Source organism: Kribbella orskensis (assembly GCF_004342085.1).
In the GTDB taxonomy this organism is placed as follows: domain Bacteria; phylum Actinomycetota; class Actinomycetes; order Propionibacteriales; family Kribbellaceae; genus Kribbella; species Kribbella orskensis.
Genome location: NZ_SLWM01000008.1, coordinates 170687 through 193069, shown reverse-complemented (window position 1 = coordinate 193069; position 22383 = coordinate 170687). Strand labels below are relative to the sequence as shown.

General features: G+C 69.3%; 22 protein-coding genes and 1 pseudogene. 11 read left to right on the top strand and 12 right to left on the bottom strand.

The features are described 5' to 3' along the window. Nucleotides 1-55: 55 nt before the first annotated feature. Nucleotides 56-280, top strand: a complete 225-nt coding sequence (locus EV644_RS22915) for a helix-turn-helix domain-containing protein (protein WP_132190740.1) — start codon at nt 56-58, stop codon at nt 278-280. Beyond that, nucleotides 277-1104, top strand: coding sequence for an alpha/beta hydrolase (locus tag EV644_RS22910; protein WP_132190739.1), 828 nt, complete (start codon nt 277-279; stop codon nt 1102-1104). Before EV644_RS22915 ends, EV644_RS22910 begins: the two co-directional genes overlap by 4 nt. A 7-nt stretch (nt 1105-1111) precedes the next feature. On the opposite strand, the gene EV644_RS44675 is transcribed toward EV644_RS22910, so the two are convergent. After that, nucleotides 1112-1264 (bottom strand): hypothetical protein, encoded by a 153-nt coding sequence (locus tag EV644_RS44675; protein WP_158292907.1) that lies wholly within the window; start codon nt 1262-1264, stop codon nt 1112-1114. A gap of 151 nt (nt 1265-1415) precedes the next feature. Here EV644_RS44675 and EV644_RS22905 point away from each other — a divergent pair, with 151 nt between their 5' ends. Both EV644_RS22905 and EV644_RS46510 read left to right on the top strand, forming a co-directional pair. Next, the gene (locus tag EV644_RS22905; RefSeq protein ID WP_241995717.1) at nt 1416-1736 is read left to right on the top strand and encodes a PspC domain-containing protein; all 321 of its coding nucleotides are present in this window, start codon (nt 1416-1418) and stop codon (nt 1734-1736) included. Nucleotides 1737-2272: 536 nt separating this feature from the next. Next, nucleotides 2273-3004: pseudogene (locus EV644_RS46510) on the top strand (M48 family metallopeptidase); the annotation flags it as partial. A 192-nt stretch (nt 3005-3196) separates the two neighbouring features. Here the strand turns inward: EV644_RS46510 and EV644_RS22895 are convergent. Then, a complete protein-coding gene (locus EV644_RS22895; protein ID WP_132190737.1) occupies nt 3197-4162 on the bottom strand; it encodes a glycerophosphodiester phosphodiesterase in 966 nt (321 codons plus the stop codon). Nucleotides 4163-4346: 184 nt separating this feature from the next. On the opposite strand from EV644_RS22895, the gene EV644_RS22890 reads away from it, so the two are divergent. Together EV644_RS22890 and EV644_RS22885 are read left to right on the top strand one after the other, a co-directional pair. Further along, nucleotides 4347-6068, top strand: coding sequence for an ABC transporter ATP-binding protein (locus EV644_RS22890; RefSeq protein WP_132190736.1), 1722 nt, complete (start codon nt 4347-4349; stop codon nt 6066-6068). After that, nucleotides 6065-7801: an ABC transporter ATP-binding protein gene (locus tag EV644_RS22885; protein WP_132190735.1), complete on the top strand. Its 1737-nt coding sequence runs from the start codon at nt 6065-6067 to the stop codon at nt 7799-7801. The genes EV644_RS22890 and EV644_RS22885 overlap by 4 nt, the downstream gene beginning before the upstream one ends. Before the next feature lie 96 nt (nt 7802-7897). Here the strand turns inward: EV644_RS22885 and EV644_RS22880 are convergent, their stop codons facing one another. The 3 genes from EV644_RS22880 to EV644_RS22870 form a co-directional block, all read right to left on the bottom strand. Next, complete coding sequence (locus EV644_RS22880) at nt 7898-8455, bottom strand: rRNA adenine N-6-methyltransferase family protein (RefSeq protein ID WP_132190734.1); 558 nt, start codon at nt 8453-8455, stop codon at nt 7898-7900. A 112-nt stretch (nt 8456-8567) separates the two neighbouring features. Continuing rightward, on the bottom strand, nt 8568-9716 hold the full coding sequence (locus tag EV644_RS22875; protein WP_241998641.1) for a CapA family protein: 1149 nt from the start codon (nt 9714-9716) through the stop codon (nt 8568-8570). A gap of 88 nt (nt 9717-9804) precedes the next feature. Next, nucleotides 9805-10083, bottom strand: coding sequence for a helix-turn-helix domain-containing protein (locus EV644_RS22870; protein ID WP_132190733.1), 279 nt, complete (start codon nt 10081-10083; stop codon nt 9805-9807). Nucleotides 10084-10136: 53 nt separating this feature from the next. On the opposite strand from EV644_RS22870, the gene map reads away from it, so the two are divergent. After that, a complete protein-coding gene (map, locus tag EV644_RS22865; protein WP_132190732.1) occupies nt 10137-10904 on the top strand; it encodes a type I methionyl aminopeptidase in 768 nt (255 codons plus the stop codon). 21 nt (nt 10905-10925) lie between these two features. On the opposite strand, the gene EV644_RS22860 is transcribed toward map, so the two are convergent. Both EV644_RS22860 and EV644_RS22855 read right to left on the bottom strand, forming a co-directional pair. Further along, nucleotides 10926-12131, bottom strand: a complete 1206-nt coding sequence (locus EV644_RS22860) for an Rv2578c family radical SAM protein (protein WP_132190731.1) — start codon at nt 12129-12131, stop codon at nt 10926-10928. Nucleotides 12132-12191: 60 nt separating this feature from the next. Beyond that, nucleotides 12192-13025 (bottom strand): NmrA family NAD(P)-binding protein, encoded by an 834-nt coding sequence (locus EV644_RS22855; protein ID WP_132190730.1) that lies wholly within the window; start codon nt 13023-13025, stop codon nt 12192-12194. Nucleotides 13026-13088: 63 nt separating this feature from the next. Between EV644_RS22855 and EV644_RS22850 the strand changes: the two genes are divergently transcribed. After that, nucleotides 13089-13985: a TetR/AcrR family transcriptional regulator gene (locus tag EV644_RS22850; RefSeq protein WP_241998639.1), complete on the top strand. Its 897-nt coding sequence runs from the start codon at nt 13089-13091 to the stop codon at nt 13983-13985. A 106-nt stretch (nt 13986-14091) separates the two neighbouring features. On the opposite strand, the gene EV644_RS22845 is transcribed toward EV644_RS22850, so the two are convergent. Next, nucleotides 14092-15054: an endonuclease/exonuclease/phosphatase family protein gene (locus EV644_RS22845; RefSeq protein WP_132190729.1), complete on the bottom strand. Its 963-nt coding sequence runs from the start codon at nt 15052-15054 to the stop codon at nt 14092-14094. A 141-nt stretch (nt 15055-15195) separates the two neighbouring features. Between EV644_RS22845 and EV644_RS22840 the strand changes: the two genes are divergently transcribed. Next, nucleotides 15196-15852: an alpha/beta fold hydrolase gene (locus EV644_RS22840; protein ID WP_132190728.1), complete on the top strand. Its 657-nt coding sequence runs from the start codon at nt 15196-15198 to the stop codon at nt 15850-15852. Here the strand turns inward: EV644_RS22840 and EV644_RS22835 are convergent. Beyond that, nucleotides 15824-16705 (bottom strand): polysaccharide deacetylase family protein, encoded by an 882-nt coding sequence (locus EV644_RS22835; protein ID WP_132190727.1) that lies wholly within the window; start codon nt 16703-16705, stop codon nt 15824-15826. The genes EV644_RS22840 and EV644_RS22835 overlap by 29 nt on opposite strands. A gap of 158 nt (nt 16706-16863) precedes the next feature. Between EV644_RS22835 and EV644_RS22830 the strand changes: the two genes are divergently transcribed. Next, nucleotides 16864-18651, top strand: a complete 1788-nt coding sequence (locus EV644_RS22830) for an HSP90 family protein (protein ID WP_132190726.1) — start codon at nt 16864-16866, stop codon at nt 18649-18651. Beyond that, a complete protein-coding gene (locus tag EV644_RS22825; protein ID WP_132190725.1) occupies nt 18648-21305 on the top strand; it encodes an ATP-binding protein in 2658 nt (885 codons plus the stop codon). The genes EV644_RS22830 and EV644_RS22825 overlap by 4 nt, the downstream gene beginning before the upstream one ends. Before the next feature lie 3 nt (nt 21306-21308). Here the strand turns inward: EV644_RS22825 and EV644_RS22820 are convergent, their stop codons facing one another. The 3 genes from EV644_RS22820 to EV644_RS22810 all read right to left on the bottom strand — a co-directional run bounded on the left by EV644_RS22820 (nt 21309) and on the right by EV644_RS22810 (nt 22362). Continuing rightward, nucleotides 21309-21656, bottom strand: coding sequence for a TraR/DksA family transcriptional regulator (locus EV644_RS22820; RefSeq protein WP_132190724.1), 348 nt, complete (start codon nt 21654-21656; stop codon nt 21309-21311). A gap of 114 nt (nt 21657-21770) precedes the next feature. After that, nucleotides 21771-22022 (bottom strand): amphi-Trp domain-containing protein, encoded by a 252-nt coding sequence (locus EV644_RS22815; RefSeq protein WP_132190723.1) that lies wholly within the window; start codon nt 22020-22022, stop codon nt 21771-21773. 49 nt (nt 22023-22071) lie between these two features. Next, nucleotides 22072-22362: a hypothetical protein gene (locus tag EV644_RS22810; protein ID WP_241998638.1), complete on the bottom strand. Its 291-nt coding sequence runs from the start codon at nt 22360-22362 to the stop codon at nt 22072-22074. Nucleotides 22363-22383 lie beyond the last annotated feature (21 nt).

Sequence of the window (22383 nt, the reverse complement as noted above, 5' to 3'; positions counted from 1 at the left end):
CCGTGCACCTGCTGTCACCAGGGATGGCGATGCCAAAGTGAGCAAGGATGGTGCCATGTCCGAACTGACGGTCGCGATCCTCGCCGTACCGCGCGTCATCACGCTCGACCTCGGCGCCCGCCGCCTGCTGGAGGAGTCGGACTGGTCGGTCGAGCGGATCGCGTCCGCCACCGGCTTCGGCACCGCCGCGAACTTCCGCTCGGCCTTCCGCCGCGAGGTCGGCACCACCCCCAGCACCTACCGGAAATCGTCCGGCACGAGCCAGGTGGACGAGGCGTGACGGCCGGCGAGTGTGAGGTCACGGTCGAGCGGGACCTCACATACGCGACCGTCGACGATCAGGATCTGCGCCTCGACATCTACCGTCCAACCCAGCCCGGTACGCCAGTCGCCGTGTACGCACACGGCGGCGGGTGGAGCATGGGAGACAAGGGCCAGGACGGCTCCAAACGACTCGCCCCGCTGGCCGCGTACGGCGTGACCGTGGTCTCTGTGGACTACCGACTGGCCCCACGCGCGGTCTTCCCCCAGCAACTGCACGACCTCAAAGGAGCCGTGCGCTGGCTGCGGGCGCATGGGCCGAGCCTCAGGCTCTCGACCGAGCGCATCGGGATGTGGGGTGCTTCGGCGGGCGCCTATCTCGGGTCCTTGCTGGCCCTGTCCGACGGCAACAGCGAACTGGAGGGTGCAGTCGGCGGAAACCCCGACCAGCCCAGCGCAGTACAGGCTGTGGTGCATTGGTTCGGGCAGACGGATCTGGCAGCGTCGGCGGCGCGCAGTGAACTGGAGGCGCGGCTGCTGCCGTTCCGGTTCGAGGCAGACCTGCTGGGTACGGCCGATCCGGCCCAGCTGGCCGACCGGGCCCTGGAGCTCAGTCTGCTGACGCGGGTCTCACCGCAGGCGCCGCCGTTCCTCATCGTCCACGGCGACCGCGACCGGATCGTTCCTCCCGCGGAGGGTTTCGCCCTGCACGACGCACTCGCCAGGGCCGGCGTCCGGAGCCGCTTCGAGCTGCTGGCAGGCGCCGGGCATGAGGATGCGGAGTTCGACAGCCCGGCGAACCTCGCGACCACGGCCGCCTGGTTGCGCGCGGTACTGGGCTGATCCGGCGCTACGGCTGCGCGCAGTACTGCGCTGACCCCGACGGCCAGGGCCGCTCGTCCAGCTGGGCGATCAGGTACTTCGGGGCGGTGAGGCGCCACCCCTCGTGCTCCTCGACCCCGGGCAGCTCGAGCATCAGCTTCTGCACAGCCGCGGCATCCATGCCCCGACGGCAAGACCCGGCACCGACAAACCTGACGAAAGTCGTCAGGGGCGCCGACGACCGGCGCTGACCGGGGTCAGGGATGGGACCAGGGTCGGGTCGGTACCGATCCTGATGTGGACAGGGGCCTGCGTGCAGCAACCTTATGGACATGACGAACTCCACCGCACCCTTCTCGAACCTGTCCGGCAAGACCCTTCGCCGATCACGCGACCAGCGGATGCTCTCGGGCGTCTCAGGCGGCCTCGCTGAGTACTTCAGCATCGACGCCACGCTCGTCCGGCTCGCCATCGTCGGCCTGACCCTGATCACCGGTGGTACCGCGCTGATCGGCTACGTGATCGCGTGGATCGTGATGCCGGAGGCCGACGGCAAGGCCGTCTGGCAGAACGTCCAGCAGAACCACCAGCAGTCCAACCCCGAGTCGGACATCGCCGCCCGGATCTATGACGACAAGCCGCCGGCGGCCTGACGGTCCCTGCACGGCAGCAAGCTGACCAGCCTCCTGATAGGCCCGAGGCGCCATCACCCTGCTGCCGTGCAGTCCGTCCCCCGGCCGTCTCAGGCCGATCCGCCTGAGACGGCACCATCCAAAATCCGAACCAGCCAAATCCCAGGCAGCCAACCCCAACCAACCAGCCCGAAGTGGTGCCACACTGCTCCGGTGCAGACCCAAGAGGGCGTCACTCGCTGCCCCCAGTGCGCCCAGCAGATCCGCCTTACCGGCGCTACGTCACCTGGTGCGAAAAGTGCGACTGGAACGTCGATCCGTCGTCGGCTGAAGCCGACCAGCCCCTCTGGCGACAACGGCTCGAGCAAAGGCTCGCCGACACCCTGTACCGCGAACTCGAGCGCGGCAGCATCCACCGCCCCGGCTGGGACGCCGCCCGGCTCGGGGCATACCTGCTGTCGGCAGTAGTCCTCCTTCTTCCCCTGGTCGGCCTTCTCGGCGGTATCGCCCTGCTGACCTTCTACCGCCCGCTCTGGCTCAGCATCCCGCTGTCCGTGATGCCGTTCGGCATGGCGGTCCTCCTCCGTCCCCGCGCCCACCGGCTGGACCCGGACGCCCACCTCCTGTACCGCGAGCAGGCACCCGCCCTGTTCGCGCTGCTGGACGAGATCGCCGAGGCCATCGGGACCAAGCCGATCGCAGCCGTGGCGGTCGACGCGGAGCCGAACATCTGGTTCGCCGGGATCGGCTGGCGCTTCCGTCCGGTGATCGGTATCGGCCTGCCGCTCTGGACCGGCCTCGGGCCGCAAGAGCGGGTCGCGATCCTCGCGCACGAACTCGGGCACGGTAAGAACGCCGACGCCCGGCACGGCTGGGTGGTCGGCGCGGCCGCTCAGGTGCTCGACGAGCTCCAGAAGACCTTCAGCGAACAGCCGTACGACCGGTACCGCGATGACATCGCGACTGAGATGTGGATGGATCAGACCCCGGCCCTCGTCACCAGGATCCTGAACGCCGTCATCGGTGGCGCGGCGCGCAGCTATGCCTGGCTGCTGGAGATGGTGAACTTCCGCAGCAACCAGCGGGCCGAGTACCTCGCGGACCGCAAGGCGGCCGAGATCGCCGGCTCCGACGCGACCACCTGGGCACTGGAGCGGACCCTGCTCGCCGAATCCTCCTGCCGGGCACTCGAGCGCGCCCTGCGTTTCGACAAGGACGTGGAGCCGCTGGAAGCGGTACGCCGGGCTGCCGCCGAGGTGCCTGTCCGCGAGATCGAGCGGCAGGTCCGGCTCAGCCGGCTGCGCGACACCCGGATCGACTCGACCCACCCGCCGACGTACCTGCGCACGAGGTTGGTCCCGGACCAGGCCTGCCCAGCACGCGCTCGTAGTACTGGGCACGGACCAGGCTCGGGCCATCGACCAGGAGCTGAAGCCGACGGCCGAGGCTGTGCTCAAGGAGTTGCGGCAGGAGTTGCCGCGCTAGACCTTGAGGGTCTTCTTGGCTGCGACTGCTACCGCGACGTCGGGGTGGTCGGCGAAGACGCCATCAATGCCGGTGGCGGCGAAGCGGTCCAGTTCACCAGCGAGGTCGAGGCCGGTCGGGAGGAAGCGGCGCTCCGCGCGGAAGGTCCAGGGCTGGACCGAGAGGCCGGCGCGGTGTGCCTGGTCCACCAGGGGGGTCGGCTCGCCGAGGCACCCGTTCGCGGTCCGCGGGATGACCAGGTCCTTGTGCGGTGCCAGCACCTGCGCGTACGTCGAGATCTCGCGCAGCCCGGCGGGTTCGATCAGGTCGGCGAAAGTCCGGCTGTCGCCGTGCCGGAGGAAGTCGTTGGGCGCGCTCTCGGAGTCCACGAGTTGCACCAGCGGGACCTCCGTCATCACCGACAGGCGGCGCAGGCTCGTCGGCTCGAACGACTGGATCATCACCTCGCCCGTGTGCAGGCTGAGGGCGTCCAGGCGTTCCGCGAGCAGTTCCTCCAGCGGCAGCCCGAGGCGGCGGAAGTACGCCGGGTGCTTGATCTCCGGGATCACCCCGATCGGGCGGCCGAGCCGGGCCGACTCCTGCCGGGCCAGCGCGACCACGTCGTCGAAGGTCGGGACCGCCTCGCGTCCGTCGTACGCCGTGTTGGCCACACGGAGGGCGGGCATCCGTTCCCGGGCCCGGAGGGTGCTGAGCTCGGCGTAGGTGAAGTCCTCGACGAACCACCCGGTGACCGCGGTGCCGTCGATGATCTTGGTGATCCTGCGGTCCGCGAACACCGCGTGCTCCGCGACGTCCGTGGTACCGGAGATCTCGTTCTCGTGCCGGGCGACCAGGACGCCGTCGAGCGTGGCGACCAGGTCGGGTTCCAGGTAGTCGGCCCCCAGGGCCGCAGCCAGGCGGTACGCCGCCGGCGTGTGTTCCGGGCGGTAGCCACTCGCTCCCCGATGCGCGATCACCAGCATGGAGCCAGCACAGGCGGTGCAGGTGGCGGCCCGGGAACTCGTTGCCCAACGCAAGATGAAGCCGGAACACCAAGTGTGTTCTCCCGGTCTCGGTCGGCTACCGCCTGGGAAGTGACCGTCCGGCGCTCGGGAGACCTTTTATTCGAATGCTTTTGTCGGTGGGCACGCCTAGCCTCGAAGGGTTATGAGACAACTTCCCGTCGCCGACCCCGGCACACCTGATCACCGCTCGCCGGCCCGCTACCTGCTGTGGGTGGCCAGCGGTCAGAAGGCCACGCTCCTGGGCGGGATGGCGTTCGGCATCCTCTGGATGGGAGCGCAGGCGTTCGTGCCGGCGATCCTCGGCAAGGCGATCGACCAGGGCATCGCCGCGGGCGACACCGAGCGGCTGCTGCTGTGGACCACCGCGCTGTTCGCGGTCGGCGTGCTGCAGGCGCTCGCGGGCATCATGCGGCACCGGTTCGCGGTGGTGAACTGGCTGAGCGGCGCCTACCGCACGGTCCAGGTCGTCACCCGCAAGTCGGCCGACCTCGGCGCCACGCTGCCGAAGAACCTGGCCACCGGTGAGGTGGTCAGCGTCGGCGCCAGCGACCTGGCGTACATCGGGAACGTGCTCGAGGTGGTCGCCCGGTTCGCCGGCGCGATCGTCGCCTTCGTCGTGGTCGCGGTGATCCTGCTCTCCTCGTCGACCCTGCTCGGCCTGGTCGTGCTGATCGGCGTGCCCGTGATGCTGTTCTGCCTGGGCCCGATGCTGCGGCCGCTGCACAAGCGGCAGTCCGCGCACCGCGAGGCGGTCGGCGAGCTGAACTCGCTCGGCTCCGACATCGTGGCCGGCCTGCGGGTGCTGCGCGGGATCGGCGGCGAGGACTCGTTCTCCACGCGGTACCGGCGCGAGTCGCAGCTGGTTCGCGGCGCGGGTGTGAGGGTGGCCCGGATCCAGTCGGTGCTCGATGCCGCCCAGGTGTTCCTGCCCGGCATCTTCATCGTGATCGTGGTCGGTCTCGGCGCGCACTTCGCGCTCCGAGGCGAGCTGAGCGCGGGCACGCTGGTCGCCTTCTACGGCTACGCCACCTTCCTGGTGATGCCGCTGCGGACCGCGACCGAGGCCGCCGACAAGCTGATGCGCGGCCTCGTCGCAGCCCGCCGGGTGAACCGGGTGCTGTCGCTGACCTCCGACATCGTCGACCCGGCGACCCCGGTCGGCCTGCCGGATCGTGGCGACCTGGTCGACCCCGTCTCCGGCATCCGTGCCCGCGACGGCCTGCTGACCGCGATCGTCTCGGCCGAGCCCGACCGCGCCGCCGTGCTGGCCGACCGCCTCGGCCGGTACGACGACACCAGTGAGGTCCGGTACGGCGGGGTCACGCTGGCGAGCGCGACCCGTGCGGACGTGCGCGGGCGGATCTTCGTCAGCGACACCGGCGCCCAGATGTTCACCGGGACGCTGCGCGAGGAGCTCGACCCGGACGGCCGGCGCAGCGACGAGGAGTTGATGGCCGCGATGCGTACCGCGTCGGCCGAGGACGTGCTCGTCGCGCTGACCGACGGACTCGACTCCACGGTCGAGGAGAAGGGCCGCTCGTTCTCCGGTGGACAGCGGCAGCGACTCGTTCTCGTTCGCGCGCTGCTGGCCGACCCGTCGGTGCTCGTGCTGGTGGAGCCGACTTCCGCGGTCGACGCGCACACCGAGGCTCGGATCGCGGACCGGCTCCGGGAGCACCGTGCCGGGCGGAGCACCGTCGTACTGACGTCGAGCCCGTTGCTGCTCGACCGCGTCGACGAGGTGATCTTCGTTTCCGCCGGCCGAGTGGTTGCTGTTGGCAAGCACCGTGAGCTGCTCCAGACCGACCAGCTGTACCGCAGGACCGTGACCCGGCAGACCGAGGACGAGGAGGTGCTCGCATGAGGCAGATCCTGCCCGTGGCGGACTCCGCCGAGGTGCGCCGGCACGCCCGTCGACTGGCCAGGCGGCACCCGCGAGAGCTGCTGATCACGATGGGCCTGCACTCGCTGGCCGCGGTGTCCGGTCTGGCCGCGCCGCCGTTGATCGGCAAGCTGGTCGAGGACGTCCAGCAAGGCACCACCGCCGGCAAGGTGAACCAGATCATCCTGGTGATCGGGGTCTTCATCGTCGTGCAGTCGCTGCTCACCCGGTGGGCGCGGTACCGCTCGTTCGCGCTCGGCGAGCAGGTGCTGGCCGAGCTGCGCGAGGAGTTCGTCGACAACGCCCTCGCGCTGCCGATCGGCACGGTCGAGCAAGCCGGCACGGGTGACCTGCTGTCGCGCACCTCGCGCGACGTGGACGCGCTGTCGAGGACCGTGCGGTTCGCGGTGCCGGAGACGATCGTGGCGTTCGTGACCGTGCTGTTCACGGTCGGCGCGACCTTGCTCGTCGGCGTCTGGGTGCTCGTCCCGCTGCTCGCGATGGTGCCGGTGCTCGCGCTGAGCACCCGCTGGTACCTGCGCCGCGCCAAGGACGGGTACCTGAGGGAGAACGCGGCGTACGCGCAGATGACGAGCTCGCTCGCCGAGACCGTCGAAGGCGCTCGCACCGTGGAAGCCCTCCAGCGGTACGACGACCGCGTGCGGCGTACCGACCGGGACATCCGCGGGTCGTACAACGCCGAGCGTTACACGTTGCGCCTGCGCACGGTGTGGTTCCCGGTGGTGGAGGTCGGGTATCTCGTCCCGATCGTCGGCACGCTGCTCTTCGGCGGCTGGCTGCACATCAACGGGCACGTCTCTCTGGGCGCGGTCACCGCCGCCGTGCTCTACGTGAACCAGTTGATCGATCCGGTGGACCGGCTGATCTCCTGGATGGACGAGTTGCAGGTTGGTGCGGCGTCGCTGGCCCGGCTGCTCGGCATCACCGATGTGCCGGACGACCGGACGCCCTCGGGACGCACTCCCGACGGCGAGGTGGTCGCCGCACGCGACGTCCGCTTCTCGTACGTCGACGGGCGGGATGTGCTGCACGGGGTGGAGCTGACCGTCCAGCCGGGCGAGCGGATCGCGATGGTCGGGCCGTCCGGCGCGGGCAAGTCCACCCTGGGCCGGCTGGTCGCGGGCATCCACCCGCCACGCACGGGCTCCGTCACGGTGGGCGGCGTCGGGATGACCGAGCTACCGCTGGACGAGCTCCGCAAGCAGGTCGCGCTGGTCACCCAGGAGCACCACGTCTTCGTCGGCACGTTGCGGGACAACCTGGTGATGGCGCGCGCGGACGCCTCCGACGCCGACCTGCTCGATGCGCTCGGGGCTGTGGACGCTCGCGAGTGGGCCGAGGCTCTGCCCGACGGGCTGGACACTCGCGTCGGCTCGGGGCAGGTCGCGCTGACGCCCGCGCAGGCACAGCAGTTGGCGCTCGCCCGGCTGGTGCTGGCCGATCCCCACACGCTGGTGCTCGACGAGGCGACCTCGCTGATCGACCCGCGGGCCGCTCGGCACATGGAGCGTTCGCTGGCAGCGGTGCTCGAGGGCCGTACGGTGATCGCGATCGCCCACCGGCTCTACACCGCGCACGACGCCGACCGGGTCGCGGTGGTCGAGGACGGCCGGATCAGCGAGCTCGGCAGCCACGACGAACTGGTCGCGCGGCAGGGTTCGTACGCCGCGCTCTGGAACTCTTGGCACGGCTGAGCTCCTGCACAGTCGGCAGGCGCGGCTGAGCCCGCATGGTCGGTAAACGCGAAGGGCCCTGCTCCTCACCTCTGAGGAGCAGGGCCCTTCGGCTTCCTAGGGTTTGGTTCGGCCCCGCTTGCGCAGGACCAGGACGGCGGAATCGACATGGGGTGGTGGGGTGAAAGCCTTGCGGGGAAGGCGAATCCCGATCGACAGGTCGTAGTACCGGCTCCAACGGGCAGCCGCGGGAGCATCTTGGTTGGCCCAGCGGTTCACCACTTGGCGCTGCAGGACGAGATCGGCCGACACCAGGCGTGAGCCGGGCGCGAGCAGTCTCTTCAGCAGAGCGGTGGAGATCCCGTACGGCGGGCTGGAGACGACCCGGAACGGCCTGTTCGGCAGCCGGAGATCACCAGCATCAGCACGAACCACCGTCACCGGCGAATCCGCGAACCGCCGACGCAACCGGTCGGCACGACCAGGGTGGAGCTCTACGGCGACCACTTGGGCTCCGGCCCGGACCAGCGGCGCGGTCAGCGCACCGAGGCCGGCACCGACGTCGAGCACGAGCTCACCGGGTCTGACCCCGGCGGCGTCCACGACGCGTTGGGCCCAACGACTATCGAGCGGATGCCATCCCCAGGCACCCCTCGCCTGCCCGGAGCCGGGCACGGCGAACCATCACGAAGTAGTTGATAGACATGCGTCGACCCTAGAGTGCGGATCGCCTTGCTTTCAAAGTATTTTCACCGCAAGGCCGAAGCCCCCGAGCACCTTGACGGCTTCAGAGTGCTTTCGGCTCGGCGCCGAGCGACTCGACGGTCGCGGTCGTCCGCCGCTCGGCCAGCTCCAGCCGGGATCTGCGGGCCTCGGAGATGCCGGGCTTCGCGAGCTCACGCCGTACGTCGAGAACGCGGACGGGCAGGGTGGCTGTCATCAGCAGCGGCGCGTACTCCGCCTGCTCGGCTTTCCAGCGGTCCCCCGACTTCTGGAAGGTGAAGCGGACCAGCAGGCCCTCGGCCTTCAGGCTGTCCGGCTCGCGATGGGCGGCGACGAGGTTGCCGAGGCCGTAGGCAACCCACTTCCCTTTGATCCGCTGGAGCGGCTGCACGACGTGCGCGTGGTGGCCGAGCACGAGGTCGATGTTGCTGTCGGCAAGTAACTGGGCGGCGACATCCTGCTGCTGGGAGTTGACGGACTTGGAGTACTCGTCGCCCCAGTGGCAGCTGACCACGACGATCTCGGCGCCGTTCTCCCGGGCCTTCTGTGCCATCGCCTTGATCTTGGGTACGTCGAGCTTGCCGGCCCGCCAGGTCTCGCCGTCGGGATAGGGCATGCCGTTGAAGCCGTAGGTGTAGCTGAGCAGGGCGACCTTGACACCTCGCACGCTGACGATCGTGGGAGTCGCCGCCTCCTCGGGAGTGCGCGCAGTACCGGTGTGCTTCAGGCCTGCCTTGTCGAGCGTGTCCAGCGTGCGATCCACGCCGGCCGCGCCTTTGTCGAAGCTGTGGTTGCTGGCAGTCGAGCACACGTCGTACCCGGTCTGCTTGAGCGCCGGGACGATCTGCGGTGGACCCTGGAAGAGCGGGTAGCCGGAGTACGGCGTACCGAGTGGGGTCTCGAGGTGGCAGACGGCGAGGTCGGCGGACTTGACCAGGGGTTTGACGCCTTGGAGGAGCGGGGCGAAGTTCCACTCGCCGTTGGTGCCGTCGCGTTTGGCCGTGGTCCACAACCGCTCGTGCAGCAGGACGTCGCCGGTGGCCACCAAGGTGATCCGGTCGGGTCCGTTCTCAGCCGCAGGTTTGGTGCCCTTCGACGCGGTCGAGGTCCCGGCCGACGGAGTGGTCTCCGCGGCCTGTGTGTCCGAGATGCAGCCGGTCAGCCCCGTCGTGCCCGCGAGCACCACGATTGCTGCCAGCAACCTTGTCTTCACGTCGTTCGTCCTTCGTCCCCAGAGTTGCCGGTGCTTGCTATCCGGCTTGCTGGTGGAGACGTCCTGGAGGATGGAAAAGTTGAAGGAGCTAGGCGATCAGGCCGCTGTTGCGCTTGGCTGGTTTGCTGAACTGGCAGGCCAGCACCAGGTCGTCGAGCGACAGGTCGAGGGTGGCGGCGACGGCCGCGACGGTGAACAGCGCGGGGGTCGGGATCCGGCCGGTCTCGATCTTGCGGAGGGTGTCGACGGACACCCCGCAGGCGGCGGCGACATCGACCATGCTCCGCTCGCCGCGAGCCTCGCGCAGCAGGGCGCCGAGTTGCCGTCCGCGTTCGCGGTCCCAACTGGAGAGCGGTGGTCGAACCATGACCGTGATAATAGTACCGGTATAACTATCACGCGAAGTTGAGGACTCAGAAGATGGTGGAACTGAAGACGGCGGCGGAGATCGAGCAGATGCGCACCGCCGGCCAGGTGGTCGCCGCCGCGCTCATCGCGGTGAAGAAGGAGGCTGCCGTCGGCGTCTCTCTGCGCGAACTGGATGAGGTCGCCCGCGACGTACTGCGGACGGCCGGGGCGGTCTCGCTGTTCGAGGGGTACCAGCCCGGCTTCGCGACCAGCCCGTTCAGCGGAGTCATCTGCACGTCGGTCAACGACGCGGTGCTGCACGGACTGCCGAGCGACGTACGGCTGGCGGACGGCGACCTGCTGAACGTCGACTGCGGCGCCTCGGTCGAGGGGTGGTGCGCGGACTCGGCCATGAGCTTCGTCGTCGGTACGCCGCGGGCAGAGGACCTCGAGTTGATCGCCACCACGGAGAAGGCGCTCGCGGCCGGGATCGCCGCGGCTGTCCCCGGGGGACGACTGGGTGATGTCGGCGCCGCGATCGGCGCTGTCGGACATGCCGCCGGCGTCGGCACCAACCTGGACTTCGGCGGCCACGGGATCGGCCGCCGGATGCACGAGGACCCTCACATTCCCAACGGCGGTCAGCCCGGCCGCGGTCTCAAGCTCCGTCCCGGCCATGTGATCGCGATCGAGCCGTGGTTCTGGCAGGGCCCCGGCACCGTCTACGTCATCGACGAGGACGGCTGGACCCTCCGCTCCGCCGACCACACCCGAGGAGCCCACGCCGAACACACCGTCGCCATCACCGACCACGGCCCCGAGATCCTCACCGCCCGCTGAACCGCATTGCCCCAAGCACCGCTAGAAGAGTGACTGCTGTTCTGGGCCTGGGGTGACGGCTGGGACGGGGGCTGGTGGGTGGCGGGATGACCGGCCGCCGGCGCGGCGGGTGCGGTCTGGGCGGCGATTCGGGCCACGGAAACGGTCGTCGGAAGGGTCTGGTTCGCCCCAGCCGGAGTCTGAGCCTGGGCCGGAGGCTTCGACGACGCCGTTGGTCGAGCGGATGCCGGCGCCCATCGCCGAGGCGGAGCGGGACTCCGAGCTGGCGCGGTGGCGGGAGGCTCGGCCGAAGCCGTGCTTGTCGAGAAGTGGGCGGACCTTGTCCTCGAAGGCGTTGCGGAAGCTCGGCAGGGCGTTGGTGCCATGCGAGTAGAGCTGGTCGTAGCGACTCACCAGGTCGGGGCGTTCCTCCGCGAGCCAGGACATGAACCACTCCTTCACCCCGGGTCGCAGATGCAGGACGAGCGTCGTGACCCCGGTGGCACCGGCCGCGGCGAGTTCACCGAAGAGATGGTCGAGCTGCTCCGACGAGTCGGTCAGCCACGGCAGCACAGGCGCAACCATCACCCCACACGGCAACCCTGCGTCCCGGATCGCGCGAATCAGCTCCAGCCGCCCGCGCACCGACGGCACCCCCGGCTCGACCAGCCGCCGGAGCTCCTCGTCCGCCAGCGCCAGCGACACCCCGAGCCCGACCGGGACCTGCTCGGCCGCCGCCACCAGCAGATCCAGGTCGCGCCTGAGCAGAGTCCCCTTGGTCAGGATCGACAGCGGCGTACCGGAAGCGGCCAGCGCCTCGATGATGCCGGGCATCAGTCGGTAGCGCCCCTCGGCCCGCTGGTACGGATCCGTATTGGTGCCCAGGGCAACCTGTTCACCACGCCATGACGGCCGGGCCAGTTCGCGCCGCAGTACGTCCGCGACGTTCGTCTTCACCACGATCTGCTGGTCGAAGTCGAGCCCCTGGTCCAGTTCGAGGTACCGGTGGGTCGGCCGGGCGAAGCAGTACCGGCAGGCATGGGTGCAGCCGCGGTACGGGTTGATCGTCCAGTTGAACGGCAGCCCCGAGCCCGGCACCGAGTTCAGCGCGGACCGCGCCAGCACCTCGTGGAACGTGATCCCCTGGAACTCCGGCGTCGTCACACTCCGGACCAGCCCGGCGATCGACCCCAGGCCCGGCAACGTCCCCGGTGTCTCCGCTTCGATTCGCTGCCCGGCCCATCGCATGGACTATAGTCGAACACATGTTCGCCGGGCTTTCAACTCGCCCTCCACCAGGCCGTCCGGTCAGCGGAAAGCGTCCGCGTTCGCCTCGGCCCACTCCCGGTACGTCGTCGCCGGGTGTCCCGTCACGTCCAGCACGGTCGTCTCGGGCGTCATCCGGAACTCCGACATCATCCGGAAGCCGTCCAGCAACCACTCGGCCGACTCCGCTCCCATCACCGGCGTCCAGAGTTCCAGCGCCTGCGCGTGGGACAACTCCTCGAACTTCAACTCCCGGCCGATCGCCACACCGATCGCCGCGACCTCCTCGGGCTGGGTGATCGCCTCGGGCCCGCTCATGGTCAACTTCCGCCCGGTGTAGCTCTCGTCGAGCAGGACGACGCGCGCCGCCGCCGCGATGTCCGCCAGGTCGATCGGAGTCTGCACGGCCGCCGGATAAGGCGCCCGGACCATTCCCTCGGCCTTGATCGAGTCGGCCCAGTCGAGCGTGTTGGTCATGAACTGCCCCGGCCTCAGATGCACCCACTCGAAGCCGGCATCCTCGATCGCCCGTTCCACCTTGTAGTAGTGCCACGCCGCGGGATCCCCCTTCGCTTCGTACTCCGCAGGCTCCCCCGAGAGGACGACGACCCGCCGTACGCCAGCCTCCTGCGCAGCAGCGACGAAGTCGTCCACATACGCAGGCAGCGGCGCCAGGTACACGGTGTCGACCCCGGCCAACGCGGCCGGCAGCGTCGCGGGACGCCCCAGATACCCCTTGACCACTTCGACGCCGTCCGGGAGGGCCGCCTTCACCGGGTTTGCCGTCAACGCCCGCACCGGCGCACCCGCCGCCACCAACTCGTCCACCAGCAACCGCCCCACACTGCCCGTCGCCCCGGTCACCAGGATCGTCATCAGCCTCTCCTCCACTCCGCGGTCAGTTTTCGTAGGGTATACGAGAATACTGTCGGAGCGCCTATGAGAAAGTTCGGCGACGACAGTGCGCGACTCGGCGGCAGTGCACGAATCGTCGATCGGCAGAACGGCGCACGCGGCGGGGAGGTTGGGATGGTGGAGCGCAGTGGTGGGGGGCCGGCAGGGCGGACGCTCGCGTTGCTCTGGCGGAATCGCCGCGAGCGAACGGCTGAGGACGTGCCGCCCAGGTTGGGGCGCAAGCCGACCCTGGACCTGGATGCGGTGGTCACGGCGGCCATCGCGCTGGCCGATGCGCAAGGTCTTGCCGCCGCCTCGATGAACGGGGTGGCGAAGGCGCTCGGGGTCGGCACGATGACGCTCTACACGTACGTGCCGTCCAAGGACGAACTGCTCGATCTGATGGTCGACCAGGTCCTCGGCGAACGCGAACTACCCGGTCCCGGCGAACCACGCCCGGCCGACTGGCGCGACCAGATCGAGCTGTACTCCGAGCAGACCCGCGCGATGTTCCGCCGGCACCCCTGGCTCGCGCGCATCTCCACGATCCGCCCGCCCGTCGGGCCCGGCATGCTCGCCAGCCGGGAGTACCTGCTGTCAGCGTGCGCAGTACTGGGACTTCCCGCGCGCCAGACGAACACCGCCGCGCTGGCAATCACGACGTACGTCGACTCCGCGGCCGGGCTGGAAGCCGAGAGCGAGCAGGTGGAGCGCACCACCGGGCAGAGCAACGACGCCTGGTGGCACGAGCGGAATGACCTGTGGGAGACGTACTTCGACGTCGAGCGGCACCCCACCATGACGGCGATCTGGAACGCGAACGGGTACGGCGACGGCACCCGCGAGGCGGCGGATGAGTCCTACCGCTTCGGCCTCGACCGCCTGCTCGACGGCATCGAGGCTCTTACCGCCCGTACTGCGCTGCCGCCGCGACCAGGGTGAACATGGCCTCGTCGTCGCGGTTCAGCCGTTCGAGGAGCTCGACCTCGTCCAGCAGGGTCCGCGACGCTCTCTTCCACGCCAGAACGGTAGGCGCTCGCCTGGATGCTCAGATGTCGAGGGAGATCCAGGCGGGGTCGTGGTCGGTGCCGTCGCGGGCCAGTTTGCGGCGGCGCCCGATGAACGCGCCGGTCAGCCTCGGTGCCAGCCCGGGTGACAGCCAGATCTGGTCGATGAGGTCGAACGTGCGCGGCTGGCCGGACTCCTTGAAGGTCGACGTCCACGCCGGGCTCGCGGGCAGGTCGACCGTCGTCTTCACCATCCCCACCTCGGTCGGCGTCAGCAGCGCGCTGACCAGGCCGGCCTGCGCGTACGCCACCAACGCCGGCGAGTCCGGGGTGTCGTTCATGTCGCCGCACAGCAGGTACCGCTGGCGGGTGCTGGTCCGGTTCGCGATGATCCGGACGATCGTCTCGGCCTGCCGCCGGCGCAGGAGTTCCGCGGCGGCCGCGGCCTCGACCGGGTTCGGCACGGTGAAGTCGACGAACTTCGACTTCAGGTGCGTGCCGAACACGGTCAGCACCTTCCGCCCCTTGGAGTCCAGGATCTCCGCCTCGACCAGGTCGCGGGAGAAGATCGGCCGGGACGGGTCGTCCGGGTGGAACGTGCGCTGGTAGCTCGTCACCCCACCGAGCGGCCGCCGCGACAGGATCCCGATGTCGATGAACCGGGTCGAGTCGTTGCCGTCGATCACCATCACGTGCCGGTAGGACCCGTTCAGGTGCTCGCGGTTGAACTCCCGCAGTACGTCGACGTTCTCGACCTCCTGCACGATCCACACGTCCACGTCCGCCTCGAGCAGCCGCTCGGCGATCCGGTTCGTGTCCGCGACCGGCTTCGACACCAGCAACTTGCCGCGCCCGTCCAGCTGCAGCCGCCGCCGATGCTCGTCATCGAAGGTGTACGTCGCCGGCACCGTGCTCGTCCCCGCCGCCAGCACCTCCACCGCCCCGGCGAAGTTCCACCGGTCGAACAGGTTGTTGAGATTGAAAGTCCCCACCGTCAGCGCCATCAAGTCCTCCCCAGGCCTCGAGCTGTACCCAAACCGTACGGCCCCAGCCACTCTTCGTCACCATGACCGCAGGTGAACAGTCCGGGCCCGCGAGTCTGGCAGCGACCGCCGACAGATCCTCGTGCGTGGCAGGATGCCGGCATGCGACTGGAGTTCCGCAGTCATGGGCCGCATGGTGGCGAGCCGTTGGTGTTGTTGCACGGGTTGACGTCGGATGGGTCATCGTTCGATGGGGTTGTCGGCGCGCTTGCCGAGAGGTGGCGGGTGTACGTGCCTGATCAGCGAGGACACGGGCAGACCGGGCCTGCCGACGCCTACACGTTCGAGCTGCTGGCCGCGGATCTGGGCGAGTTCCTCGATGCGCGCGACCTCACTGCGCCGATCCTGGTCGGACATTCGATGGGCGCGGTCGCGACCTACCTGCACGCCGCGAGGCGCCCGGACCGCGCCGGGCCACTGGTGCTCGTCGAGCCACCGCCGCCGTTCCCGCAGTACCGGCCGATCCCGGAGCGCCCGGACGGCCCGATCGAGTACGACTGGGCCGCCCGGGTCGCCCTTGTCGAGCAGGTCAATTCCCCTGGCCCAGGCTGGCTCGACGAGCTCGACGCAATCCGGGCTCCCGCACTGGTCGTCGGCGGTGGCCCGGCCAGCCCGTTCCCGCAGGACCAGATGCGTGCGATGGCCGACCGGATGCCTCGCGGCGCCTTCCAGGAAATCCCGGTCGGCCACGGCGTTCACCGAGAGGCGCCGACGGAATTCGTGGCGGCACTCACCGCATTTCTCGACCAGAAGCACTGACGGTCCGGGCGTAGTGGTCGGCGATCTCGTCGCTCGTCGTCAACCAGATGTCGCTGTGGTCGGCCGCGTATTCGAGGGCCAGGTCGAGGTACTTGTGGCGCGACGGCTGGCCGATGACGAACGGGTGCAGGGCGAGCGCCATGACTCGTCCGCTCTCGCCGGAGTCCGCCACCAACTGATCGAGGTGGTCGGTGAACATCTGCAGGAACTGCGGCCCGGTGAGGCCCTTGAAGCCGAAGATGGCCAGATCGTTCAGCTCCACCGTGTAGGGCACGCTCAGCATGCCGGGGACGGACAGCGGGAAGGGCTGATCGTCGCTGGTCCAGTCCAGCACGTATTGAAGACCCAGCTCGCTGAGGAGCTTCGGTGTATTGAAGGTTTCCGTGAGCGCCGGGCCCATCCAGCCGCGGGGGCGCTGGAAAGTGGCCTTCTCGATCGCGTCCACGATGTCGAGGAGCTCCTTGCGCTCGGCCTCGACGTCGAGGTCCGTGTGGAGCACAGAATTGGTCCTGCCGTGAGCGAGCCATGCCCAGTCCCGCCGGCGTCCGGCCTCGATGATCTGCGGGTAGCGCTCGGCGACCTCGGAGTTGAGCAGGACGCTCGCCCGGATTCCGTGCCGGTCCAGGGCCTCGATGAGCCGCCACACCCCGACCCGTACGCCGTAGTCGCGCCACCCGTAGTTGAGCGCATCCGGAAGAAGCGAGGCGGTGGCCTCGTGGATGCTGGTGGACGGCTTGTCCACGTGGAAGTGCTCGATGTTCAGGCCGACGTAGAAGGCGACCCGCTTTCCATCGGGCCAGTGGATCGGCTCGCGCTCCGTGATCGGCGAGTACTCGTAAAGCGTGTTCTCCATCGGTCTCTCTCCTCAGTGTCAGCCGTCGCTTCATCCTCAAACCGTCACATGAATGTGAAGGTCAACCCTGGCGGCGGGATGGCGGACGGGGGGCGGTGTGCGGACCGGGGTACTAGTACCGTGGGCCAGCGCGCCGGGGGTGTTGAGAGAGGGCTGGGATGGGTAGCGAGAATTTTCAGGTTGATCTGCACGGGATCGTCGATCTGCTGAGCAATCACCTGTACAGCAGTCCGCGGGTCTATCTGCGGGAACTGCTGCAGAACGCGGTGGATGCGATCACCGCACGCCAGGCGCACGAGCCGGACGCGCCCGCGCGGATCGACCTCGGCGTTGACGACAGGACGCTGAGCATCACCGACAGCGGGATCGGGTTGCGGCCGGATGAGGTGCGGGAGTTGCTCGCCACCATCGGGCGGAGCTCGAAGCGGGACGAGATCGGGTTCGCGCGGACGGAGTTCCTCGGGCAGTTCGGGATCGGGCTGCTGTCGGCGTTCATGGTCGCCGAGGAGATCGAAGTCCGCACGCATCCCGCCAGCGGCCCCACCACGCTCTGGATCGGTACTGCGGACGGCCGCTACACGATCAACGAGGCAGAGCCCCGAACAGAGATCGGCACCACCGTCACCCTCAAGGCGAGACGCGGAGCCGAGCAGTGGTTCAAGCAGGCCACTGTCGTCGAGCTGGTACGGCTCTTCGGCGCCCTGCTCCCGCTCGAGATCCGCGTCAACGGCGAGCGCGTCACCGACGGCCGCGCACCCTGGGAAGGCACCGGTACTGCGCAACGCGCCGAGCTGGTCGGGTACGCGCAGGACAAGCTGGGGTTCACCCCGTTCGACGTGATCCCGCTGAGCATCCCGGCCGCCGGGTTGAACGGTGTCGCGTTCGTGCTGCCGTTCCCGGCGAATCCCGCCGAGCGCGCCACCCACCGCGTCTACCTCAAGCGCATGCTGCTCGCCGAAGGCGTCGAGGGCCTCCTGCCGGACTGGGCGTTCTTCGTCCGGGCCGTGATCGACACCTCCGAGCTCCGCCCGACCGCGAGCCGCGAGGCGCTCTTCGACGACGGCAACCTCGAGGCCACCCGGGACGCCCTGGGCGCCCAGCTCCGCGGCTGGCTGGTGCGTCTCGGCAGCACCGATCCGCAGAAGCTCGACCGCTTCCTCGGCATCCACCAGCTCGGCGTGAAGGCGTTGGCCCTGCACGACGACGAGATGCTCCGGCTGGTCCACCGCTGGCTCCGGTTCGAGACGAACCACGGCCGGATGACCGCCGCCGAGCTGCAGGAGCGGCACGGCGAGATCCGGTACGTCGCGACGATCGAGGAGTTCCGCCAGCTGGCGGCGGTCGCCGCGGCTCAGCAGATCACCGTGGTGAACGGCGGGTACACCTACGACAGCGAGCTGATCGAGCGGCTGCCCGAGGTGGTTCCCGACCTGATCACCAGCAGGTTCGACCCGACCGAGCTCAGCACCAGCTTCGACAGCCTGGACCCGGAGACCGAGCTCCAGCTCAGGCCGTTCGTCCGGCTGGCCCAGGAAGCCCTGGATGCTGTCGGTTGCGAGGTGGTGGTCCGCGCATTCGACCCGGCCAACCTCCCCGCGATCTACCTGGTCGACCGGTCCGCCCAGTTCGCCGCCGAGCTTCGCAGTACGAAGAGCAAGGCGGACGCGCTGTGGTCCGAGGTGCTCGGGGCGCTCGACACCCACGACGACAGCCGGCCGCAGCTCGTGCTCAACCACCGCAGCCCGCTGGTACGGCGGATGGCCGGTCTCGGCGATCCCGAACTGGCACGGCTGGCGGTAGAAGGCCTGTACGGGCACGCGTTGATGCTCGGGTACCACCCGATCGGCCCGGCGGATTCCGCGCTGGTGAACCGGTCATTCCTCGGCCTGCTCGACCAGGCCGTGCCCACCCTGAACGACCGCAACCAGGAGGATCCGACCCGATGAGCGACGACCTGCTGGAGCGACTCCACCGCGCCGAGAGCACGCCGTACGGCAAGGCCCGCTCGGCCCTGCTGGAGGACGTGGTCCGCCGCGCGGATGCAGGTGAGGACGAGGACCTGGCGTTCTACGCCCGCCTGCAACTCGTCACGGCGTACGTGATGGGTGGTGAGCCGCGGAAGTCGCTGGTGCCGTTCGCGCGTTGCGTCGCGGACTGGGACGCCGACCCGGGGAAGTACCAGCAGCACTCGCACACGTTCCACTGGTGCTTCAAGTACGCGCCGAGCACGCTGACCCGGTTCCCCGAGGTCCCGCTGGCGCAGACGTACGGCGTACTGGACGACATGGAGCGGCGGTGGCGCGTCGGCGGCCACAGCATGCACGCCGTACACCAGCACCGCTGGCTCGTCGCCAACCACATCGGTGACGCGGAGGCGGCCGCCGAGCACTTCCGGCTCTGGTCGACCGCGCCGCGCGACGACCTGTCCGACTGCGTCGGCTGCGACCCGACCTCGAAGGTGCGGCACCTGAGCCGGATCGGCCAGACCGCCGAGGCGGTCGCGCTGGCGGTCGGCGTACTGGACGGGCAGCTGACCTGCAACGAGCAGCCACAGCAGATGCTGACCGCGTTGCTGCCGGCCTATGTTGCCGAGGGCATGTACTCCGAGGCGGTGGACGCGCATCGCCGGGCCTACCGGATCCAGCGGGCCGAGCCCGGCGAGCTGGGTTCGTACGCCGACCACATCGTCTTCCTGGCCCGGACCGGCAACGAGACCAGGGCCGTCGAGCTGGTGGAACGGCACCTCGGCGATCTCGAGGATCCGCCGAGTCCGCTGGCGGAGCTGGAGTTCGCGGCCGCGGCATCGCTTGCCCTGAGCAAGGTCGACCTGATGATCCGGCAGCCGAAGGCGGACGACGTACCGTCCGCGCGACTTGCCGAGGATCTGGCCGCGCGAGCGCTGGAACTGGCGGCGCGCTTCGACGAGCGCAACGGGACGGGCTTCCGTACGGAGATGGTTCGGGCGACCTTGACCGCCGAGCCGTGGATCGACTACCTGCCGCTGTCGGAGACCGCGCGGCGGGCCCACGCTCGTCGCCAGGCAGTCCAGCAGGCGGAGGTCACGGCACCAGTTGCCGACGGGCCTGCTCCGACCGGCAGCGGGTGGCTCGACCGGGCGGAGGAGCACTGGCAGAACGATCGCCGCGACGAGGCGGTCGCCGACTGGCAGGCGTTCGAGCAGGAAGTCCCGGAGGCCGAGCGCAGCAAGCTCGACCAGGCTCGGTTGCTCGACGGCCGCGGTCTCGCCTCCAAGGACGAGCATGAGGTGGCGCTGGAGTCCTGGCGCGAGGCCCTCGGCCTGTACGCCGAACTCGGCGAGGAGGTCCGCCTGCTGCGCGACCGCGGCCGGATCTCCCGGATCCTTTGCGAGCAAGGGCAGATCGAGGAAGCTCTCGCCACCGGTGAAGAGCCGCTGCGCCGGCTGATCGCGAACGACGAGCCGCGGCGGCGAGGTGGCTGGCAGTATTCATTGGCCACGATGCTGGCGGAGGCCGGACGCGCGGAGGAGGCACTGGCCGAGGCGACGGCATTGCGCGCCTCGGCCGACGCCGAGGATGAGCTCAAGGCCGGCGCGGGCATCCTGCAGTGCAGCCTGTTCCTGCAGTTCGAGCGGCTGGACGATGCCGAAGAGGCGGCTGGCGCGGGGACTGCGACGAAGCACGAACTCCCCCGGTCGTACGCCTTCCGCCAGCGGGGCTGGATCCGGAACGCCCTGGAGCGTCCGGCCGAGGCGGTGGACGACCTCGAGGAGGCGATCGCGCTGGCGGCGGGTACTCCCGAAGCCGAGATCCATGTGGCGATCTGCCGGCTCGAACTCGCTCGCTCCTATCTCCTCACGGGTCGCCCGCTGGAGTCGGCGGAGACTGCCGAGGAGGCACTCGCCGCAGTGGGAGCGCCTGAGCTGACGAGCATCCGGCTCGACGTACGCGGGGTGCTGGTTGACGCCTATCGGGCGCTCGGGGAGTTGGAGCCGGCGCTGGCGCAGGTGCGTGCGTTGCTGGCCGACGCTCCGGAGGAGGCGCATCCGCACTGGCTCGGGATGACGCGGCAGGACGAGGGACTGCTGCTCGAACGGCTTGATCGGGACAAGGAGGCCGTGGACGTTTTCCTGGCCGCGGCGGAGCACTTCGAGACGGCCGAGCTGCCCATCGAGTTTGTCCAGGCTGTGCGGCTTGCGGCGCAATCAGCCCGGTACGCCGGGGACTTCGACCTGATCCCGCAGCTCCTCGACCGGGTACGTCCTGTGCTCGACTCGTTGCCGTCGGCAGACGAGACAGTGCTGTTCCAGCAGGCCGGGGTTCACTGGGACCTGGCGATGCTGGCGATGCAGCGGGGCGAGATCCCTGCCGCCGTGGACTACGCGCGGCAGGCGGCAGAGTCGTACGAGCGTGGTGGCTTTGAAGGTCAGCTCCTCAACGCACGGCTGCTGATCGCGGAGCATGGCACTACCGACGACCAGATGCTGCAGGAGATCTTCAACAGCCTGCCGACCGGCCACGACCAGTGGCATCGGGCCGGCTACCTCCTGGCCGACCGCCTCCGCGGCCTCGACCGCTCTGCCGAGGCCGAAGCCCTGGAAGCCCGGCTGACGTCGCCGTAGACCTCAGACCGCGCAGCTGATGCAGGTCTTCGCGGTCGGGCGGACCATCAGACGCTCGGCCGCGATCGGCTGCGCACACTTCTCGCAGATCCCGTAGTCCCCTGCGGCGATCCGCTCCAGCGCGCTGTCGAGAGCGGCCAGGTGCTTGCGCGCGTCCTCGATGAACGCGCCTGTCTGCGACCGCTCGAACGCGATCGTCGACCCCTCGGGATCATGCTCGTCATCGGTGGCGACCAGCCGGCCGGCCTCGACGATTCCCTCGAGATCCCGCTCCAACGCGGCCAGCCTCTCGGCCGTGGTCTCCCGCTCGGCCGCCAGCACGTCCTGCACGTCCTGCACTTGCTCATCCATCCGCCACACCTGTTCCGCGTTCCGGGTCTCCCCCCAAGGTAGGTCGGCGGACCAGTTCTGGGCGAGCGTCGTACCGGATGACAGCCGAACCGTCATCCGGGTACGGACCTCGGATCAGACCTCTTCGTCGTGGTCCGGCTTGTCCGGGGCGTCCGCCAGTTTCCATTTCAGCTGGAACTCGACCTCCACCTCGCCGTGCTCAGCCTCGTGCTCGACACTCCACTGCGCGCTCCGCGGCACGGTGAACCGCTTGTTCGCCACCTGGATCCGGAACGGCTTCCCACTCTCCAACGCATCCGCCAACCGCCGAAGCTTGGCCACGAACTCCGTCAACGGGTACTCAACCTCAACATCCCTGTCTGTCATGCCGCAATCCTCACAGACCCCGGCCGGGGAGAGCGACCTCCGCAGCGGACTAGTCCGTCGCCCTGGGATGACCGGTGCCCGCGACCCTGATCCAGACCGTCTTGCTGGCGGCATCGACCAGGTACCAGATCCGGCCGCCGCCGGTCACCTCGTACCGCCATTGTTCGAGGCCGTTCACCGTCGACAACTCCTTGCCTTTCAGCCGGTGATGACGGTCGGTCTGCGGGAACGGCCGCGGCTCGGTGCGGATCGCCTCCCACGCCCTCAGGGTGTTGCCCGGTGCCTGGCGGCAGAGGTCCTCCCATCCCTTGCCTGCTTCGGAGGTGCCGAACTTCAGCACCCAGCGACCTGGCTCCGCGGG

Excerpts from the sequence above, each read along its gene's own strand:
- EV644_RS22845 (WP_132190729.1), bottom strand. The coding sequence starts at position 15,054 with ATGGCGCTGACGGTGGGGACTTTCAATCTCAACAACCTGTTCGACCGG.
- EV644_RS22860 (WP_132190731.1), bottom strand. The coding sequence starts at position 12,131 with ATGCGATGGGCCGGGCAGCGAATCGAAGCGGAGACACCGGGGACGTTG.
- EV644_RS22885 (WP_132190735.1), top strand. The coding sequence starts at position 6,065 with ATGAGGCAGATCCTGCCCGTGGCGGACTCCGCCGAGGTGCGCCGGCAC.
- EV644_RS22830 (WP_132190726.1), top strand. The coding sequence starts at position 16,864 with ATGGGTAGCGAGAATTTTCAGGTTGATCTGCACGGGATCGTCGATCTG.
- EV644_RS22850 (WP_241998639.1), top strand. The coding sequence starts at position 13,089 with ATGAGAAAGTTCGGCGACGACAGTGCGCGACTCGGCGGCAGTGCACGA.
- EV644_RS22820 (WP_132190724.1), bottom strand. The coding sequence starts at position 21,656 with ATGGATGAGCAAGTGCAGGACGTGCAGGACGTGCTGGCGGCCGAGCGG.
- EV644_RS22870 (WP_132190733.1), bottom strand. The coding sequence starts at position 10,083 with ATGGTTCGACCACCGCTCTCCAGTTGGGACCGCGAACGCGGACGGCAA.
- EV644_RS22905 (WP_241995717.1), top strand. The coding sequence starts at position 1,416 with ATGACGAACTCCACCGCACCCTTCTCGAACCTGTCCGGCAAGACCCTT.
- EV644_RS22840 (WP_132190728.1), top strand. The coding sequence starts at position 15,196 with ATGCGACTGGAGTTCCGCAGTCATGGGCCGCATGGTGGCGAGCCGTTG.
- map (WP_132190732.1), top strand. The coding sequence starts at position 10,137 with ATGGTGGAACTGAAGACGGCGGCGGAGATCGAGCAGATGCGCACCGCC.
- EV644_RS22915 (WP_132190740.1), top strand. The coding sequence starts at position 56 with ATGTCCGAACTGACGGTCGCGATCCTCGCCGTACCGCGCGTCATCACG.
- EV644_RS22835 (WP_132190727.1), bottom strand. The coding sequence starts at position 16,705 with ATGGAGAACACGCTTTACGAGTACTCGCCGATCACGGAGCGCGAGCCG.
- EV644_RS22895 (WP_132190737.1), bottom strand. The coding sequence starts at position 4,162 with ATGCTGGTGATCGCGCATCGGGGAGCGAGTGGCTACCGCCCGGAACAC.
- EV644_RS22855 (WP_132190730.1), bottom strand. The coding sequence starts at position 13,025 with ATGACGATCCTGGTGACCGGGGCGACGGGCAGTGTGGGGCGGTTGCTG.
- EV644_RS44675 (WP_158292907.1), bottom strand. The coding sequence starts at position 1,264 with ATGGATGCCGCGGCTGTGCAGAAGCTGATGCTCGAGCTGCCCGGGGTC.
- EV644_RS22890 (WP_132190736.1), top strand. The coding sequence starts at position 4,347 with ATGAGACAACTTCCCGTCGCCGACCCCGGCACACCTGATCACCGCTCG.
- EV644_RS22825 (WP_132190725.1), top strand. The coding sequence starts at position 18,648 with ATGAGCGACGACCTGCTGGAGCGACTCCACCGCGCCGAGAGCACGCCG.
- EV644_RS22815 (WP_132190723.1), bottom strand. The coding sequence starts at position 22,022 with ATGACAGACAGGGATGTTGAGGTTGAGTACCCGTTGACGGAGTTCGTG.